The organism is Streptomyces misionensis (assembly GCF_007896895.1).
Lineage (GTDB): Bacteria > Actinomycetota > Actinomycetes > Streptomycetales > Streptomycetaceae > Streptomyces > Streptomyces misionensis_A.
Genome location: NZ_VOGW01000109.1, coordinates 1 through 16,355, shown reverse-complemented (window position 1 = coordinate 16,355; position 16,355 = coordinate 1). Strand labels below are relative to the sequence as shown.

Annotated in this window: 15 protein-coding genes; 3 read left to right on the top strand and 12 right to left on the bottom strand. The window is 72.8% G+C overall.

The window, feature by feature from the left end; all coding sequences use genetic code 11:
* From FRZ03_RS41005 to FRZ03_RS19475, 3 genes are all read right to left on the bottom strand, one after another.
* The coding region (locus FRZ03_RS41005; protein ID WP_146466453.1) for a chaplin family protein at window positions 1-598 on the bottom strand (598 nt) is incomplete at its 3' end.
* 122 nt (window positions 599-720) lie between these two features.
* Entirely contained in the window at window positions 721-948 is a 228-nt protein-coding gene (locus FRZ03_RS19480; protein ID WP_146466456.1) for a chaplin, read from the bottom strand.
* Between the two features lie 283 nt (window positions 949-1,231).
* A complete protein-coding gene (locus tag FRZ03_RS19475; protein ID WP_146466452.1) occupies window positions 1,232-1,642 on the bottom strand; it encodes a rodlin in 411 nt (136 codons plus the stop codon).
* Between the two features lie 269 nt (window positions 1,643-1,911).
* On the opposite strand from FRZ03_RS19475, the gene FRZ03_RS19470 reads away from it, so the two are divergent.
* Window positions 1,912-2,322: a rodlin gene (locus FRZ03_RS19470; RefSeq protein ID WP_146466451.1), complete on the top strand. Its 411-nt coding sequence runs from the start codon at window positions 1,912-1,914 to the stop codon at window positions 2,320-2,322.
* 203 nt (window positions 2,323-2,525) lie between these two features.
* Window positions 2,526-2,933, top strand: coding sequence for a rodlin (locus FRZ03_RS19465; protein WP_146466450.1), 408 nt, complete (start codon window positions 2,526-2,528; stop codon window positions 2,931-2,933).
* 90 nt (window positions 2,934-3,023) lie between these two features.
* On the opposite strand, the gene FRZ03_RS19460 is transcribed toward FRZ03_RS19465, so the two are convergent.
* The 8 genes from FRZ03_RS19460 to iolC form a co-directional block, all read right to left on the bottom strand.
* Window positions 3,024-3,875 carry an ABC transporter permease gene (locus tag FRZ03_RS19460; RefSeq protein WP_146466449.1) on the bottom strand — a complete coding sequence of 284 codons (852 nt, stop codon included), beginning with the start codon at window positions 3,873-3,875 and terminating at the stop codon, window positions 3,024-3,026.
* Entirely contained in the window at window positions 3,872-6,523 is a 2,652-nt protein-coding gene (locus tag FRZ03_RS19455) for a CocE/NonD family hydrolase (RefSeq protein ID WP_186785505.1), read from the bottom strand. The genes FRZ03_RS19460 and FRZ03_RS19455 overlap by 4 nt, the downstream gene beginning before the upstream one ends.
* Window positions 6,524-6,700: 177 nt before the next feature.
* Window positions 6,701-8,101 (bottom strand): APC family permease, encoded by a 1,401-nt coding sequence (locus FRZ03_RS19450; RefSeq protein ID WP_146466448.1) that lies wholly within the window; start codon window positions 8,099-8,101, stop codon window positions 6,701-6,703.
* Window positions 8,102-8,497: 396 nt separating this feature from the next.
* A complete protein-coding gene (gene mmsA / locus FRZ03_RS19445; RefSeq protein WP_146466447.1) occupies window positions 8,498-10,000 on the bottom strand; it encodes a CoA-acylating methylmalonate-semialdehyde dehydrogenase in 1,503 nt (500 codons plus the stop codon).
* A gap of 17 nt (window positions 10,001-10,017) precedes the next feature.
* The gene (gene iolD, locus FRZ03_RS19440; RefSeq protein WP_146466446.1) at window positions 10,018-11,886 is read right to left on the bottom strand and encodes a 3D-(3,5/4)-trihydroxycyclohexane-1,2-dione acylhydrolase (decyclizing); all 1,869 of its coding nucleotides are present in this window, start codon (window positions 11,884-11,886) and stop codon (window positions 10,018-10,020) included.
* Complete coding sequence (iolB, locus tag FRZ03_RS19435; protein WP_146466445.1) at window positions 11,883-12,707, bottom strand: 5-deoxy-glucuronate isomerase; 825 nt, start codon at window positions 12,705-12,707, stop codon at window positions 11,883-11,885. The genes iolD and iolB overlap by 4 nt, the downstream gene beginning before the upstream one ends.
* 7 nt (window positions 12,708-12,714) lie before the next feature.
* Window positions 12,715-13,599: a Cgl0159 family (beta/alpha)8-fold protein gene (locus FRZ03_RS19430; RefSeq protein ID WP_464862404.1), complete on the bottom strand. Its 885-nt coding sequence runs from the start codon at window positions 13,597-13,599 to the stop codon at window positions 12,715-12,717.
* A gap of 26 nt (window positions 13,600-13,625) precedes the next feature.
* Window positions 13,626-14,576 carry a 5-dehydro-2-deoxygluconokinase gene (iolC, locus tag FRZ03_RS19425; protein WP_146466444.1) on the bottom strand — a complete coding sequence of 317 codons (951 nt, stop codon included), beginning with the start codon at window positions 14,574-14,576 and terminating at the stop codon, window positions 13,626-13,628.
* A 370-nt stretch (window positions 14,577-14,946) separates the two neighbouring features.
* Between iolC and FRZ03_RS19420 the strand changes: the two genes are divergently transcribed.
* Entirely contained in the window at window positions 14,947-15,147 is a 201-nt protein-coding gene (locus tag FRZ03_RS19420) for a helix-turn-helix transcriptional regulator (protein WP_146466443.1), read from the top strand.
* 65 nt (window positions 15,148-15,212) lie between these two features.
* On the opposite strand, the gene FRZ03_RS19415 is transcribed toward FRZ03_RS19420, so the two are convergent.
* Window positions 15,213-16,256, bottom strand: a complete 1,044-nt coding sequence (locus FRZ03_RS19415) for a zinc-dependent alcohol dehydrogenase family protein (RefSeq protein ID WP_146466442.1) — start codon at window positions 16,254-16,256, stop codon at window positions 15,213-15,215.
* Between the last annotated feature and the right edge of the window lie 99 nt (window positions 16,257-16,355).

Here is a 16,355-nt window from a genome sequence, read left to right as displayed (position 1 = left end):
GCGGGGTGGTCTCGTTGCCGTACGAGGGCGGCGGAGTCGTCTCGTTGCCGTACGAGGGCGGCGGAGTCGTCTCGTTGCCGTACGAGGGCGGCGGAGTCGTCTCGTTGCCGTACGACGGCGGCGGAGTCGTCTCGTTGCCGTACGACGGCGGCGGAGTCGTCTCGTGCCCGTACGACGGCGGCGGAGTCGTCTCCTTGCCGTACGACGACGGCGCGGTGGTCTCGGAACTCCCGTACGACGGCGGGGTCGTGTCGTGCCCGTACGACGACGGCGCGGTGGTCTCGGAGCTGCCGTAGCCACCGGTGTCGTCGTCGCCGTAACCGGTGGGAGCGGTCGAATGTCCCTTGTGACCGCCGACGTTGGCGCAGAAGTTGCCGAACGCGGGGTTCAGCGCCGCGGCCACGTCCACGGAGTTGCCGCAGACGTTCACCGGGACGTGCACCGGGACCTGGACGCTGTTGCCGGACAGCACGCCCGGCGAGCCCTGGGCGACGCTCTGCCCGCGGGAGTCGGCGAGCGCCGCGCTGCCGTACAACGACAGCACGCCGGTCGCGGCCGCGGCGGCCACGACCATGCCCTTGCTGAGGGTCTGTCGCAATCTCGTAGTCTTCCTGCTCGAAGATGTGGGAAGGCGAAGGCCGGCCCCGGGACGCGGGATCGAGGGATCGACGGTCCGAGGCCGGCCGGAACGCAGCCGGGTGGGCTGGTGGGGGCTGAACGTCAGTCGTTGACGCAGGTGTTGCCGAAGGCGGGGTTCAGCAGGGCGATGATGTCGATGCTGTTGCCGCACAGGTTGATCGGCACGTGGATCGGGACCTGGACCACGTTGCCCGAGAGCACACCCGGGGAGCCGGCGGCGACGCCACCGGCACCGGAGTCGGCGAAGGCGGGGGCGGCCGCGCCCAGCGCCAGGATGGCGCCGGCGACGACAGCAGCGCTCTTCTTCATGAGTTTTCCCTTCTCTGCGGTCATGCCCCTTTTGCGGTCGAAACCGAGCGAGCACAGCTGGAACGGCTCGCACCATGACCGGCAGGTTCTAAAACGAGGGATAGACAGCCGGAGAAACCCTGGAACGCGCGCCGCCCCCTAATTCACTCGAACGCCCTCAAGGAATTGACACCTTGGCGGACAGCGGATCAGCCGCTTCTTCGAGGAGGACGACGAAAACCGTCCGGGTGGCGGCGCGGAAGAGATCCGCGCGACACCCGGACGGAATTCGGATACGGCCGGATCAGCTGTCGGTCGCGCCGTTGCCCGCGAGGACGGAGATGTCGTCCAGGATGTGCGAGAGCGGCTCGTCGTCCTTGGCCTCCGTGGAGTTCTCGGCGCACTGCTGGTTCTGCGGCGACGACAGCACGGGAATGTCCTGGACGCCGACGTTGATGGCGGCGAGGACCGACTGGACGTCCGCCTTCGCCGGCACGCCGACGCACAGCTCGTTGAGCGAGCCGCCGACCAGGGTGGCCTGCGGGCTCAGATTGCCGTGGGTCGTGGCGTTGCCGAAGCTCTCGTGGGCCCCGGTGCCGCTGTACGACGTGGTGCCGGTGTCGTTGCCGATGGCAAGCGCCTGGGGGGCCGCCGCCGCCGACACACCGATGAAGGACGCGGCGACCGCCGCCGCGGCCATTGCCTTCTTCAGCATTTCGCTTTCCTTTCCTGGCTCCTCGCAAGGACGCACGTTCCTGCCCTCGCATCAACCGAGCCGACGCCATTTGGTTGCGGGGCGTCACCCGATCGGATCGTCCGGCGGCGGAAGAACGACGGAACCGGTGGAATTCCCCGAAAGGCGCCCGCCGGTGCGGCGGACGCCCCGTGTGGGCCGAAGGAGTGAACCGGTGCAACCCTCGGGACCGGCGGGCCGTTGAACCAGGTCGCTCCGGTGACGGGGTGTCTTCAGAAGGGAAAGATCACGTGATCAAGAAGGTTCTGGCCGTAGCCGGGGTCGCCGCCTCCATCGTCGGCGCCTCCGCCGCCGCCGCATCGCCGGCGCTGGCCATCGGCAACGACACGGGCACCACGTCGTACAGCGGCACCAACGCCACGCAGACGTACGGCAACTCGGCCACCTACGGCAACATGAGCCCGCAGATGGCGCTCATCCAGGGCTCCTTCAACAAGCCCTGCATCGGCCTGCCGGCGAAGGCGGACCTCCAGTCGCTGATCGGCGTGGCCAACATCGGAGTGGAGGACATCCCGATCCTGTCCTCGCCGCAGAACCAGCAGTGCACGGAGAACTCCACGCAGGCCAAGGGCGACGAGGCCCTGTCGCACATCCTGGACGACATCTCCGTCCTCGCGGGCAACGGCGCCAACGGCAGCTGAGCGGCCCTCCCCACGACGGCGGGTCACCGGTGCTCCCGGTGGCCCGCCGTCGTGCCGTCCGGGGAAACGATCCTCCGGGGCGTTCATGCATTCATCGGATCACGCTGCTCCGAACGGGGCAAACGCCGCAACCACGGCTCGGTTCGGCCCGTTGACGGTCACGCAGCTCCTCCCCGGAGTCCGCCTTTCGAAAGGGAACCAACATGAAGAAGCTGTGGGCAACCGCGGCCGTCGCCGCCTCCGTCGCCGGTATCGCCGGTGCGGCGGCTCCCCAGGCCCTCGCCATCGGTAACGACCACGGCACCACGTCATACAGCGGCACCAACGCCACGTCGTCCTTCGGCAACTCGAGCACCTCCGGCAGCATGAGCCCGCAGCTCTCGCTGGTCGAGGGATCGCTGAACAAGCCCTGCGTCGGCCTGCCGGCGAAGGTGGACGCGCAGTCGCTGATCGGTCTGCTCAACATCGGTGTCCAGGACATCCCGGTCCTGTCCTCGCCGCAGAACCAGCAGTGCACGGAGAACTCGACCGAGGCGAAGGGCGACGAGCCGCTCTCGCACATCCTGGACGACATCTCGGCCCTGTCGGGCAACGGCGCCACCGGCAGCTGAGCGGTCCTCCCCCGCGGCGGCGGGTCACCGGTTCCCCGGTGGCCCGCCGTTTCGGCGTCCGGCGCCGGAAAGGCGCCGGCCAGGCGCCGCCTAGGACACGACGTCCTTGCGGGCGAAGCCCCGGAAGGCCAGGGCGAACAGCACGAGGGCGCAGGTGAGCGAGAGGGAGGCGCCCTGGATCATGCCGGACCACTCGGCGTGCGGCTGGATGGCGTCGGCCCAGGCGAACTGCCAGTGCGCGGGCAGGAAGTCGCGCCAGTGACCGAGGGCGGTGACGGCGTCCAGCACATTGCCGACGATGGTCAGGCCGACCGCGCCGCCGACCGCGCCGAGCGGGGCGTCCGTCCTGGTCGACAGCCAGAACGCCAGGGCGGCGGTGACCAGCTGGGACACGAAGACGTACGCCACCGCCACCGCGAGCCGCTGCACGGCCGTGCCGGTGTCCAGCTCGCCGCCGGTGGGTATGTGGAGCGGCCCCCAGCCGTAGGCGACGGTGCCGACGGCGAGCGCGACGACGGGCAGCAGCACCATCGCGGCGAGGCTCAGCCCGAGCGCCACGACCAGCTTGGACCACAGCAGCCGGGCCCGGGGCACGGGCGCGGCCAGCAGGTAGCGCAGGGAGGACCAGTTGGCCTCCGAGGCCACGGTGTCCCCGCAGAACAGGGCGACCGGCACGACCAGCAGGAAGCCCGCCGAGACGAACAGGTTCACCGCGGCGAAGTTGGCCCCGGACGCGGTGGCCGTGTCCATCAGGGTGACCTGGCCGTCGCGCCCCGAGGGGTGGCCGACGGCGAAGGCGATCACCAGCACGAACGGCAGGACGGCGAGCAGCGCGCCCATGACCAGGGTGCGGCGCCGCTTGAGCTGGCGGACCAGCTCCACCCGCAGGGGCAGGGTGTGCCGGGTGCGGTAACCGGAGGCCACCTCGGTGAGCGTGCTCATGCGGAACCTCCGATCAGGGTGAGGAACGCGTCCTCCAGGCGGCGGTGCGGGCCGACCGAGGCGACCGGTACCGACAGCCGCACCAGCTCCGCGACCAGCCGCTCGGCGGTGCCGCCGGGTTCGAGGCGGACCAGCAGTCCGTCGTCGGTGCGCACGGCGGAGGCCACGGCGTCCAGGGCGGCCACCTTCTCCACCACCGGCTCCTCCAGGGGCGTGGCGGTGCCGACGAGCAGGGTGTCTCCGGAGCCGATGATCTCTCGCACCGGACCGGCCTGGACGAGCCGGCCGCGGTCCATCACCACCAGGTGGGTACAGGACTGCTCGACCTCGGAGAGGAGGTGGCTGGAGACGATCACGGTGCGCCCGCCGGCCGCGTACCGGATCATCACCTCGCGCATCTCCCGGATCTGCGGCGGGTCGAGGCCGTTGGTGGGCTCGTCCAGGATCAGCAGGTCGGGCAGGCCGAGCATGGCCTGGGCGATGGCCAGCCGCTGGCGCATGCCCTGGGAGTACGTGCGCACCGCGCGGGCGAGCGCGTCGCCGAGCCCGGCGATCTCCAGGGCCTCGTCCAGGTGGGCGTCCTGCTGCGGGCGGCCGGTGGCCCGCCAGTACAGCTCCAGGTTCTCCCGGCCGGACAGGTGCGGCAGGAAGCCCGCGCCCTCCACGAAGGCGCCGACCCGGGACAGCACCTTGGCGCCGGGGCGCACGGCGTGCCCGAAGACGCGGATCTCGCCGTCGTCCGGGGTGATCAGGCCCATCAGCATGCGCAGGGTGGTGGTCTTGCCCGCGCCGTTGGGTCCGAGCAGGCCGAGCACCTGGCCGCGTTCGACGCGGAAGGACAGCTCGCGCACCGCGTACCGGTCGGCGGACCTGGCGTAGCGCTTGCTCAGGCCCTCGATCACCAGGGGGACCTCGGCCAGTTCCGGGTCGGGCGCGGGGACGGCCGTCCGGCGGCGGCCGGTCAGCAGCAGGGCGGCGGCGAGGGCGGCGCCGGCCAGGGGCAGCCACCACACCCAGGAGGGCAGTGGGGCCGCGGCGGTGGTGACGGCGGGTGCCGTCGGGACGCCGAGCGCGCTCTTGAGGGTGACCGTGTAGGTGGCCGGGGCGAGCGGGGAGGCGTAGCCGAGGTCGGTGGCGGCGAGGACCAGGCGGAGCCGGTGGCCCTTGCGCACCTCGTGGTCGATCGCCGGGAGGGTGACGGTGACGTCCTTGCCGGCCCTGGCCCCGGTCACCCGGAGGGGGGCGACGAGCTGGGCGGGCAGCACCTGCTGCCCGCCGTCGGGGCCGACGTCGTAGACCTTGCCGAAGAGCACGGCGTCGCCGCTGGTCGAGGCGATGTGGACGCGGGCGGTGGGGGTGCCGGTGATCTGGAGGTCGCGGGTCAGCGGCGCGGAGTCGAAGTGGGCGTACTGGCCGGGGAAGTCGAGGGAGACGCCGAGGCCGAGCGAGGAGAGCTGCCCGAGGCCGCCCGTGCCGCCGAGTCCGGGCACCGCGGAGACGGCGGGCGGAGCGGCGCCGGCCGGGTTGGCCACGCGCTGCTCGCCGCCGGTCAGCGGCACGTCGTGCCGGTCGGCGGCAAGGCCCGGATAGGCGTCCGCGCTCGCCCCGCGCAGCTGGGCGGTGCCGTCGGTGGAGTTCACGCCGCCGGTGCGGGTGACCCGGAAGGCGGGTCCGGTGTCGGTGCCCCGGTCGCCCTTCAGGTACCGGTCGAACCAGGCGCGCACCCGGCCCTGGACGCGGTCGGTCTCCAGGTCGCCGCCGTCGTGTCCGCCCGCGATCCAGTCGACGTCGACGGGGGCGCCGTTGGCCCTGATGGCCCGCGCGGCGGCGTCGGCCTGGCCGAGCGGGAAGAGCGAGTCGGTCTGGCCCTGCACCAGCAGGGTGGGCACCCTGATGCGGGAGCCGACGGCGGACGGCGAGCGCCGCTCGAGGAGTTCGCGGGCGGCGGCGTCCGGGGTGCCGGACTCGGCGACCCGGTCGTACATCCGGCACAGGTCGGCCTCGAAGCGGGCGCAGCCGCCGCCCTCGCCGAAGAAGACCCCGGCCCACAGCTTCTTGAACACGCCGTTCGGGAACAGGGCGTCGGCGAGGTTCCAGTAGGTGACGGCCGGGGCGATGGCGTCCACCCGGTGGTCGTACCCGGCGGCGAGCAGGGAGACCGCGCCGCCGTAGGAGCCGCCGGCCACGCCGACGCGGGGGTCGCCGGGCTTGTCGAGGCGCACCTGGGGCTGCTTCGCCAGCCAGTCGACGAGCCGGGAGACGTCGGCGACCTCGTGCTTCGGGTCGTTCAGGCCGATCGTGCCGGTGGACCTGCCGAAGCCGCGCGCGGACCAGGTCAGCACCGCGTACCCGTCGCGGGCGAGGTCCTCGGCCTCGCCGCGCACGTCGTCCTTGCTGCCGCCGAAGCCGTGCGCGAGCAGCACCGCGGGGCGCCGCCCGCCGCCGCCCGCGGTGAAGTACGAGGTGTCCAGGCGTACTCCGCCCGGCATGGTCATCATCCGGTCGCTGCGGTGCACCGGGGGTTCGCCGCCCGAGGCGGCGGCGGTCCAGGTACCGGCGGCCGCGAGCACCACGACGGCGGCCGCGGCGGCCACCAGCCGCCGCGGCCCCTCGATCAGCCCTCGCCACGCGGGGACACGAAGATCCATGGCTCAACGGTACGGTCCGCCTCCGGCGGCCGCCCGGCCCCCCGGGGCTGAACCCGGGCCCCTCCTGAGGGAGTACGGCCCGCCGCCGCGTACTTCGTCCGCGGTACTCGCCCGGACACGGCCCGGCCCCCGGTACCGGAGGTGAGGGGGGTACCGGGGGCCGGGCGCCGCGGGGGGTCAGGCTTCCTGGGCGTCCTCGGGGATGGAGACCAGCCAGCGGGTCTCCTGGCGGGGGCGGAGGTAGAAGGCCCAGTAGAGGGTGGCCACCACGGTGATGCCGCCGGTCCAGATCAGGTAGGAGACCTCCTGCTCGACCAGGATGTAGACCAGGATCGCGATCAGCAGGACCGGCATGGCCGGCCACAGCGGCATCCGCCAGGCCTTGCGGGTGCCGTGCCCGCCGCGCCGGGCGAGCAGGGCGGCGACGGCGACCAGGAGGTAGAGGGCGGTGACGGCGACGCCGGTGACGCCGTAGAGGGTGTCCAGGTTGACGAAGCAGAGGAAGGCGCCGGGGACGCCCACGACGAGGGTGGCGACCCAGGGGGAGCCGAACCGGCCCAGCTTGGCGAGGGCGTTGTTGACCGGCGAGGGCCAGGCCTTGTCGCGGGCGGAGGCGAACAGGACGCGGGAGTTCTGGATGACCATCACGATGCCCGCGTTGATGATGGCGAGGGCCACGCAGAGGCTGACGAAGGTGCCGACCGCCGAGTTGCTCCAGGCGATGACCATGCTGCTGATGTTGCCGGCGGTCAGGGACTTGAGGTCGCCGGCGCCGAGGGTGATCGCCGTGACCGGCACCAGGATGACGACGCTGGAGATGGCCAGGGTCGCGAGCACGGTGCGGGCGACGTTGCGGCGCGGGTCCTCCAGCTCCTCGGAGAGGTAGACGGCGGTGGAGAAGCCCTGGGTGGCGAAGAGCGCGATGGCGAGCCCGGACAGGACCATCATCGCCGTGACGGGGTTGACGTGCGCGTGCTCACCGGCGATCTGGAAGGAGGTGAGGGCGCCCACCCCGCGGTGCGCGTGGGCGAAGCCGAGCAGGGCGACGACGCCGGCCGCGACGACCTCGAGGACCAGGAAGATGCCGGTGATCCAGGCGTTGGCGCGCAGGTCGAGCAGGCCGGCCAGGGTGGCGGCGATCATCACGCCGGCGCCGGTCCAGGACGGGTCGAGGTGGACGACCGGGGCGAGGTAGTCGGCGGTGCCCATCGCGATGACCGGGGGGACGATCATCACGACGAGGAGCGACATCACGAAGGCGAGCCAGCCGGCCAGCCGTCCGGCCAGGGTGGAGACGATGGCGTACTCGCCGCCCGCGCTGGGGACCAGGGTGCCCAGCTCGGAGTAGCAGAAGGCGACCGGGATGCACAGCAGCGCGCCGATGGCGAGACAGAGCGCCGTCGCCGTGCCCAGGCTGGAGAACAGGTCGGGCACGATGACGAAGAGCGTGGAGGCGGGCGTGACGCACGAGAGGGTGAGCAGGGTGCCGCCGACCACGCCGATGGAGCGCTTGAGCTTCTGGGGGCTGTCCGTGGCCTCTGGGAGACCCGTCTCGACAGGGCGGAGCGTGTCGGTCATGCGGCGGAATCCGATCGACTCGTGCGTGTGAGGGGTTGGGGGGTCCGGGAGCGCTATCGCCTCCGGCGGATCGTCGTCGTACGTTCGTCTCGTCCGCTCCCGGCGCCCATAGGGAACCCCGACGAAAACCACCACGTCAATGGCTGTTTACCTTCGGAATCCGCACCCCGAGCGACCCTTACTCGGCATCAGATTCGCAGGCAACAAGCGCCTATTGGTGCATCCACCAAGCCTGTATGTGCTCTGACCTTGTTTTCCAAGGTCATTTTCAGTTAACCCCTTCGTCACCCGTTTCATCCTCGTGAACGGGAACCGCAGCGAACGTGTCAAAAAAATGTCAGGCCGTCCGGTATCCGGACGGCCTGACGGGGCCCCGACGGGGGCGTCGCGTCACGCTCAGTGGTTGCGCGGGAACCCGAGGTCGACGCCCGTGGGGGCGTCCGCCGGGTCGGGCCAGCGGGTCGTGATCACCTTGCCGCGGGTGTAGAAGTGCGTGCCGTCGTTGCCGTAGATGTGGTGGTCGCCGAAGAGCGAGTCCTTCCAGCCGCCGAAGGAGTGGTAGCCCACCGGCACCGGGATCGGCACGTTGACGCCGACCATGCCGGCCTCGATCTCCAGCTGGAAGCGGCGGGCCGCGCCGCCGTCCCGGGTGAAGATCGCGGTGCCGTTGCCGAACGGCGAGGCGTTCATCAGCGCCACGCCCTCCTCGTAGGTGTCCACGCGCAGCACGCACAGCACCGGGCCGAAGATCTCGTCCTGGTAGGCCTTGGCGGTCGTGGGCACCTTGTCCAGCAGCGAGATGCCGATCCAGTGCCCGTCCTCGTAGCCCTCCACGGTGTAGCCGGTGCCGTCGAGGACCACCTCGGCGCCCTCGGCGGCCGCGTTCGCGACGTAGGAGGCGACCTTGTCGCGGTGGGCGGCGGTGATCAGCGGGCCCATCTCGGAGGACGGGTCGTTGCCCGGACCGATCTTGATCTTCTCGGCGCGCTCGCGGATCTTCGCCACCAGCTCGTCGCCGATGGAGCCGACCGCGACCAGGGCCGAGACGGCCATGCAGCGCTCGCCCGCGGAGCCGTAGGCGGCGGAGACGGCCGCGTCGGCCGCCGCGTCCAGGTCCGCGTCCGGCAGCACCAGCATGTGGTTCTTGGCGCCGCCCAGGGCCTGCACGCGCTTGCCGTTGGCGGAGGCGGTGGCGTGGATGTACCGGGCGATCGGGGTGGAGCCGACGAAGGAGACGGCCTGCACGTCCGGGTGCTCCAGGAGGCGGTCCACGGCCACCTTGTCGCCGTGCACCACGTTGAACACGCCGTCCGGGAGCCCGGCCTCGGCCAGCAGCTCGGCGATGCGGACCGAGGCCGACGGGTCCTTCTCGCTCGGCTTGAGCACGAAGGTGTTGCCGGTCGCGATGGCCATCGGGAACATCCACATCGGGACCATCGCCGGGAAGTTGAACGGCGTGATGCCCGCGACGACACCCAGCGGCTGGCGGATCGAGGCCACGTCCACGCGGCTGGCGACCTGGGTGGACAGCTCGCCCTTGAGCTGCACGGTGATGCCGCAGGCCAGGTCCACGATCTCCAGGCCGCGGGCGACCTCGCCGAGCGCGTCGGAGTGCACCTTGCCGTGCTCGGCGGTGATCAGCTCCGCGATCTCGTCCCGGTGCGCGTCCAGCAGCGCCCGGAACGTGAAGAGGATGGTGGTGCGCTGCGCGAGCGAGGACGTGCCCCAGGTCGCGAAGGCGTCCTTCGCGGCGGCGACCGCCGCGTCCACCTCCTCGACCGTGGCGAACGCGACCTTCGTGGTCACCGCGCCGGTCGCCGGGTCGGTGACCGGCCCGTACGTGCCCGACGCGCCTTCGACGGTCTTCCCGCCGATCCAGTGGTTGACGATCTTCGTCATGCCGACAGACTCCTTACTCACAGATGGCGGCGTCGGGTCGAGACGTGCCGTTCGTACTGCTCGCGTGCCGTGACCGCGGCCGACCGGGTCGCGGTGGCGGCCACGGGAACATCCCACCAGGCCTGCGCCTCGGGCGCGCCCGACACAGTGTCGGACGTTTCGGTCTCGACGTAGACACATGTGGGAGTGTCGGCGGCGCGCGCCTCGGCGAGCGCCGTGCGCAGCTCCCCCACGGTCCGGGCCCGCAGCACCCGCATGCCGAGGCTCGCCGCGTTGGCGGCGAGATCGACCGGCAGCGGGGCGCCCGTGTAGGAGCCTTCCCCGGTGCGGAACCGGTACGCGGTGCCGAACCGCTCGCCGCCCACCGCCTCCGACAGGCCGCCGATGGACGCGTACCCGTGGTTCTGCACCAGCAGCACCTTGATCGCGACCCCTTCCTGTACGGCGGTCACCAGCTCGGTCGGCATCATCAGATAGGTGCCGTCCCCGACCAGCGCCCACACGTTCCGCCCGGGCGCCGCCAGCTTCACGCCGAGGGCGGCCGGGATCTCGTAGCCCATGCAGGAGTAGCCGTACTCCAGGTGGTACTGGTCGTGCGACCGGGCCCGCCACAGCTTGTGCAGGTCCCCGGGGAGCGAGCCGGCCGCGTTGAGGACGATGTCCGACTCGTCCACCACGGCGTCGAGCGCGCCGATGACCTGCGGCTGGGTCGGCCGGGTGGCCGCGTCCGCCGCGAAACAGGCGTCGACGATCCGCTCCCAGCGCTCCTTGCCCGCCGTGTACTCGGCGACGTACGCGCCGTCGGCCCGGTGGGAGGCCAGCGCCCCGGTCAGCTGCTCCAGGGCGCCGCGGGCGTCCGCGACCAGGGGCAGCGCGGCCAGCTTGTGGCCGTCGTGGGGGGCGATGTTGAGGCTCAGGAAGCGGACGCCCGGGTGGGCGAAGAGGGTGCCGGAGGCGGTGGTGAAGTCGGTGAAGCGGGTGCCGACGCCGATCACCAGGTCCGCGGTGCGCGCCAGCTCGTCGGCGGTCGCGGTGCCGGTGTGGCCGATCCCGCCGACGTCCTGAGGATGGTCGTACCGCAGCGAGCCCTTGCCGGCCTGGGTGGAGGCCACCGGGATGCCGGTCGCCGACGCGAACGCGGCGAGGGCCGCCTCGGCGCGGCTGTGGTGGACGCCGCCGCCCGCCACGATCAGGGGCCGGCGCGCCGCCCGGACCGCCTCGGCCGCGCGGGCCAGTTCGGCCGGGTCCGCGCCCGGCCGCCGTACGGTCCACACCCGCTCGGCGAAGAACTCCTCCGGCCAGTCGTACGCCTCCGCCTGCACGTCCTGGGGCAGGGCGAGGGTGACGGCGCCGGTCTCCACCGGGTCGGTGAGCACCCGGGCGGCCTGGAGCGCGGCCGGGATCAGGGCCTCCGGGCGGGTGATCCGGTCGAAGTAGCGGGAGACCGGGCGCAGGGTGTCGTTGACCGAGACGTCGCCCGCGTACGGCACCTCCAGCTGCTGGAGCACCGGGTCGGCGGGGCGGGTGGCGAAGACGTCGCCGGGGAGCAGCAGGACGGGGAGGTGGTTGACGGTGGCGAGGGCGGCGCCGGTGACCAGGTTGGTGGCGCCGGGCCCGATGGAGGTGGTCACCGCGTGCGTGGACAGGCGGCCCGACTGGCGGGCGTAGCCGACGGCGGCGTGCACCATGGACTGCTCGTTGCGGCCCTGGTGGAAGGGCATCACGTCCGCGTACTCGACCAGCGCCTGGCCGATGCCCGCGACGTTGCCGTGGCCGAAGATGCCCCAGGTGGCGCCGATCAGCCGCCGCCGCTCGCCGTCGCGTTCGGTGTACTGGGCGGCGAGGAAGCGGACGAGCGCCTGGGCGACGGTGAGCCGGATCGTCATCGGTAGCCCCCGGTGGTCTCGGTGTGGTCGGGGTGGAACCGGATCCGCCACTCCCGGGTCTCGCCGGGCCCGGCCATGACGTTCAGGTAGTACATGGCGTGCCCCGGCTGGGCGATGGAGGGGCCGTGCCAGCCGTCGGGGACGAGCACCACGTCACCGGAGCGGACCTCGGCGAGGACGTCGGCGCCGCCCGCGCGGGAGGGGAACACCCGCTGGTAGCCGAGGCCGCCCGGTCCCTCGATCTCGAAGTAGTAGATCTCCTCCAGCTCGCACTCCTCGCCCGGCCGGTGCTCGTCGTGCTTGTGCGGCGGGTACGAGGACCAGTTGCCGCCGGGGGTGAGCACCTCGACGGCGATCAGCCGGTCGCACTCGAAGGTGTCGGCGGCGGCGAAGTTGCGCACCTGGCGGGCGCAGCCGCCGCTGCCGCGCTGTTCGACGGGGACCTCCGGCGCGGGGCCGTAGCGGGCGGGGAGTCGTCGCTCGCACTTCGCTCCTGCCAGGGCGAAGCGGCCTCCCGCGCCGGAGGCGATCTGGACCCGGGCGTCCCGGGGTGCGTACGCGAAGTCGGTGGCCCCCGCGAACACACTGGTCCGGCCCAGGAGTTGGAACTCGGTTTCCTCGATTCGAACGGTACATCCGCCTTCCAGCGGAAGCACGATGTACTCACTGTCCCCGGTGATGAACGTATGGCCACCACCCGGGGGCAGTTCGACGACGCGCAGTGCGCCGTACGTCCACCCGGCCCGCTCGGGGCCGATGTCCACGGCGTACTCGGCGCTCGCGGCGGCGCCCCGCGGCAGATACAGGTCGGTGCTGGTCATGCGGCCCTCACAGCAGTCCTACGGCGGTGTCCACGGCGGTGGCCACGTCGCCGTCCGCCGGGTACAGCAGCGAGCGGCCGGCCACCAGGCCGCGCACGGTGGGCAGTCGGAGCGCGCCGCGCCACTTCTCGTAGGCGGCGAGCCGTCCTTCGGGCGCGTCGCCCATGTCACCGCCGAGCAGCACGGCGGGCAGCGTGGAGGTCGCCATCACCTCGGCCATCGCGTCGGGGTCCGCGGTGACCGGCACCTTCAGCCAGGTGTAGGCCGAACTGCCGCCGAGCCCGGAGGCGATGGCGATGGAGCGGGTGACCGCCTCGGCGGAGAGGTCGTTGACGAGGCGGCCCTCGGGGGTGCGGCGGCAGATGAACGGCTCGACGAAGACCGGGAGTCCGCGCTCCGCCATGGCGTCGACGGCGCGCGCGGCGGACTCCAGGGTGGTCAGCGAGCCGGGGTCGGTGTAGTCGAGGCGCAGCAGCAGCTTGCCCGCGTCGAAGCGGAGACGGGCGATGTCCTCGGGGCGGTACCCGGTGAACCGGTCGTCCAGCTCGAAGCTGGCCCCTTGCAGGCCGCCCCGGTTCATCGAGCCCATGACGACCTTGCCGTCCAGGGCGCCGAGCAGCAGCAGGTCGTCCAGGATGTCGGCGGTGGCGAGCACACCGTCCACACCGGGCCGGGACAGCGCGAGGCACAGGCGCTCCAGCAGGTCGGCGCGGTTGGCCATGGCGAGCCCCCGCTCCCCGACGCCGAGCGCGCCCCGGGCCGGGTGGTCGGCGGCGACGATCACCAGCCGGCCGTTCTCGTTCAGCAGCGGGCGCCGCACCCGGCGGGCGGCGGCCTCGGCGACGGCCTCGGGGTGCCGGGTGCGCAGGCGGACCAGCTCGCCCACGTCCACGCGCCGCTGCCGCGGAGCACCGGCCCTCACCGCACCGCTCCCGCGGCCAGCGCGGCGGCCACCTCGCCGGGGGTGGGCATCGCGGAGGAGCACTCCAGGCGGGAGGCGACGATGGCACCGGCCGCGTTGGCGTGCCGCATGGTGGTCTCCAGGTCCCAGCCCGCCAGCAGCCCGTGGCACAGGGAGCCGCCGAACGCGTCCCCGGCGCCGAGGCCGTTGAGCACGGTGACGGGCAGCGGCGGCACCTCGGCGCACTCGCCGCCCGCGCTGACCGCGAGGACGCCCTTGGGTCCCTGTTTCACCACCGCGAGTTCGACCCCCGCGGCCAGCAACGCCCGTGCGGCGGCGTGCGGTTCGCGCTCCCCGGTGGCGATCTCCACCTCGTCCAGGTTGCCGACGGCGACGGTGGTGTGGCGCAGGGCCTCGGCGTAGAAGGGGCGGGCCGCGTCCGGGTCGTTCCAGAACATCGGCCGCCAGTCGAGGTCGAAGACGGTGGTGCCGGCCCTGCCCCGGTGGGCGAGGGCGGCGAGGGTGGCCGTGCGGCTGGGCTCCTCGCTGAGCCCCGTGCCGGTCACCCAGAAGATCCGGGCCGCGCGGACGGCGTCCAGGTCCAGCTCGTCAGGGTGGATCTCCAGGTCGGGGGCCTTTGGGCGGCGGTAGAAGTAGAGCGGGAAGTCGTCCGGGGGGAAGATCTCGCAGAAGGTCACCGGGGTGGGCAGTCCGGCGACCGGGGTGACCCAGTGGTCGGCCACGCCGAAGCCGCGCAGGGCCTCGTGCGCGTAGGCGCCGAAGGGGTCGTCGCCGGTGCGGCTGATCACGGCGGTGGTGCGGCCGAGCCGGGCCGCGGCGACCGCCACGTTCGTCGCCGACCCGCCGAGGAACTTGCCGAAGGTCGTCACCCGGGCGAGCGGGACGCCGGCCTGGAGCGGATAGAGGTCCACCCCGATCCGCCCCATGGTGATCAGGTCGTACGCCATCGACTCCCCTTCGTCACGGGTCTCCCCGGCTTTGTAGTCCTGCCCACCGAGCGCTGTCAATGTTTTGTCCGGACATTCGGACGATGCGGTGAAGGCGGTCCGGAGGCCGGTCGCGCGCCCTTGCCCCGGCCGGGTGCCGTCCATGCGCGCGCTCGCCGTCGGCTTTGTGCCGGCTGTGTAACGAACGCCCGCCTTCTGTCACACATGTCGCGTGTACGCGGGTGGGGCGTCACATGCGGACGACAGGGGCTGACCGGTGGTCACTATGCGTCGTTGTCCGGGCGCAGGCTTGGTGATCGCCAGCGCGGCGCCCGGCCCCCCGACGGCCGTCCCCGGCCGCCGCCGTGGCGCGCGCAGGGAGGTGCAACACATGACCGACCGCAGGCTCTGGTCCTACAAGGACATCGCGGCGCACATCAAGGTGCAGCCGGACACCGTACGGTCGTACCGCAAGCACGGGCTGCTGCCCCCGCCCGACCACGTGGAGGGCGGCAGGCCCTACTGGTACGCCGACACCGTCCGCGCCTGGGTCGCCTCCCGGCCGGGGAGCAGGGGCCGGCGGGCCGACTAGGGACTCGGATCTCGCCGGGCCTGATCCGAACGGGAGGCCCTGGCGAACCGCGCCCGAGGGGCCTCTCACGCCCAGGGTTCGACGACCGTGACCCCGGCGCCCGGCGCGTCCGCCATCGCGGCGAGCGCCGCCGGGGCCGCGTCGAGACCGATGACGGAGGTGACCAGCAGGTCCGGGCGCAGGGCGCCGGAGCGGACCAGTTCCAGCATGCCGGGATAGGTGTGGGCGGCCATGCCGTGGCTGCCGAGGAGTTCCAGCTCCAGGGCGACGGCGCGGGCCATCGGGACGGCGGTGGTGCCGTCCGCCGAGGGCAGCAGGCCCACCTGCACGTGCCGGCCGCGGCGGCGCAGGGAGTTCACTGAGGCGGCGCAGGTGAGGGGCGAGCCGAGGGCGTCCAGCGAGAGGTGGGCGCCGCCGCCGGTCAGCTCGCGGACGGCCGCCGCCGTGTCCGGCACCGTGCGCGCGTCCAGGCAGTGCGCGGCCCCGAACCGGCGCGCGAGCTCCAGGGCGCCGGGCGAGATGTCGACGGCGACCACCCGCGCCCCGGCCGCCGCCGCGATCATCACCGCGGACAGCCCGACCCCGCCGCAGCCGTGCACCGCGACCCACTGCCCGGCCGCGACCCGCCCCTGCTGCACCACGGCACGGAAGGCGGTGGCGAAGCGGCAGCCGAGGCCCGCGGCGGTGGCGTACGCCATGCCGTCCGGGATCGCCACGAGGTTGACGTCGGCGTGGTCGAGGGCGACGTACTGGGCGAAGGAGCCCCAGTGGCTGAACCCGGGCTGGGTCTGCCGCTCGCACACCTGCTGGTCGCCCGCCGCGCAGGCCGGGCAGGTGCCGCAGGCGCAGACGAAGGGCACGGTGACCCGGTCGCCGGGCCGCCGGCCGGTCACCCGGGCCCCCACCGCCTCCACGACGCCCGCGAGTTCGTGGCCGGGCACGTGCGGGAGCACGATGTCCGCGTCGTGGCCCATCCAGCCGTGCCAGTCGCTGCGGCACAGCCCGGTCGCCTCGACCCGCACCACGACCCCGTGCTCGGCGGGCGCCGGGTCGGGCACCTCCCGCACCTCGGCCGGCTTCCCGAACTCCTCGAACACCACCGCTCTCATGCCCCTCAGCCTTTCACGCCGCCCGTCCCCGGCCGGCCCGCGTCACGCGTACGGCGCACGAGGACGGCGACGGTCCGGGACATCTGCCTACAGTGCGGA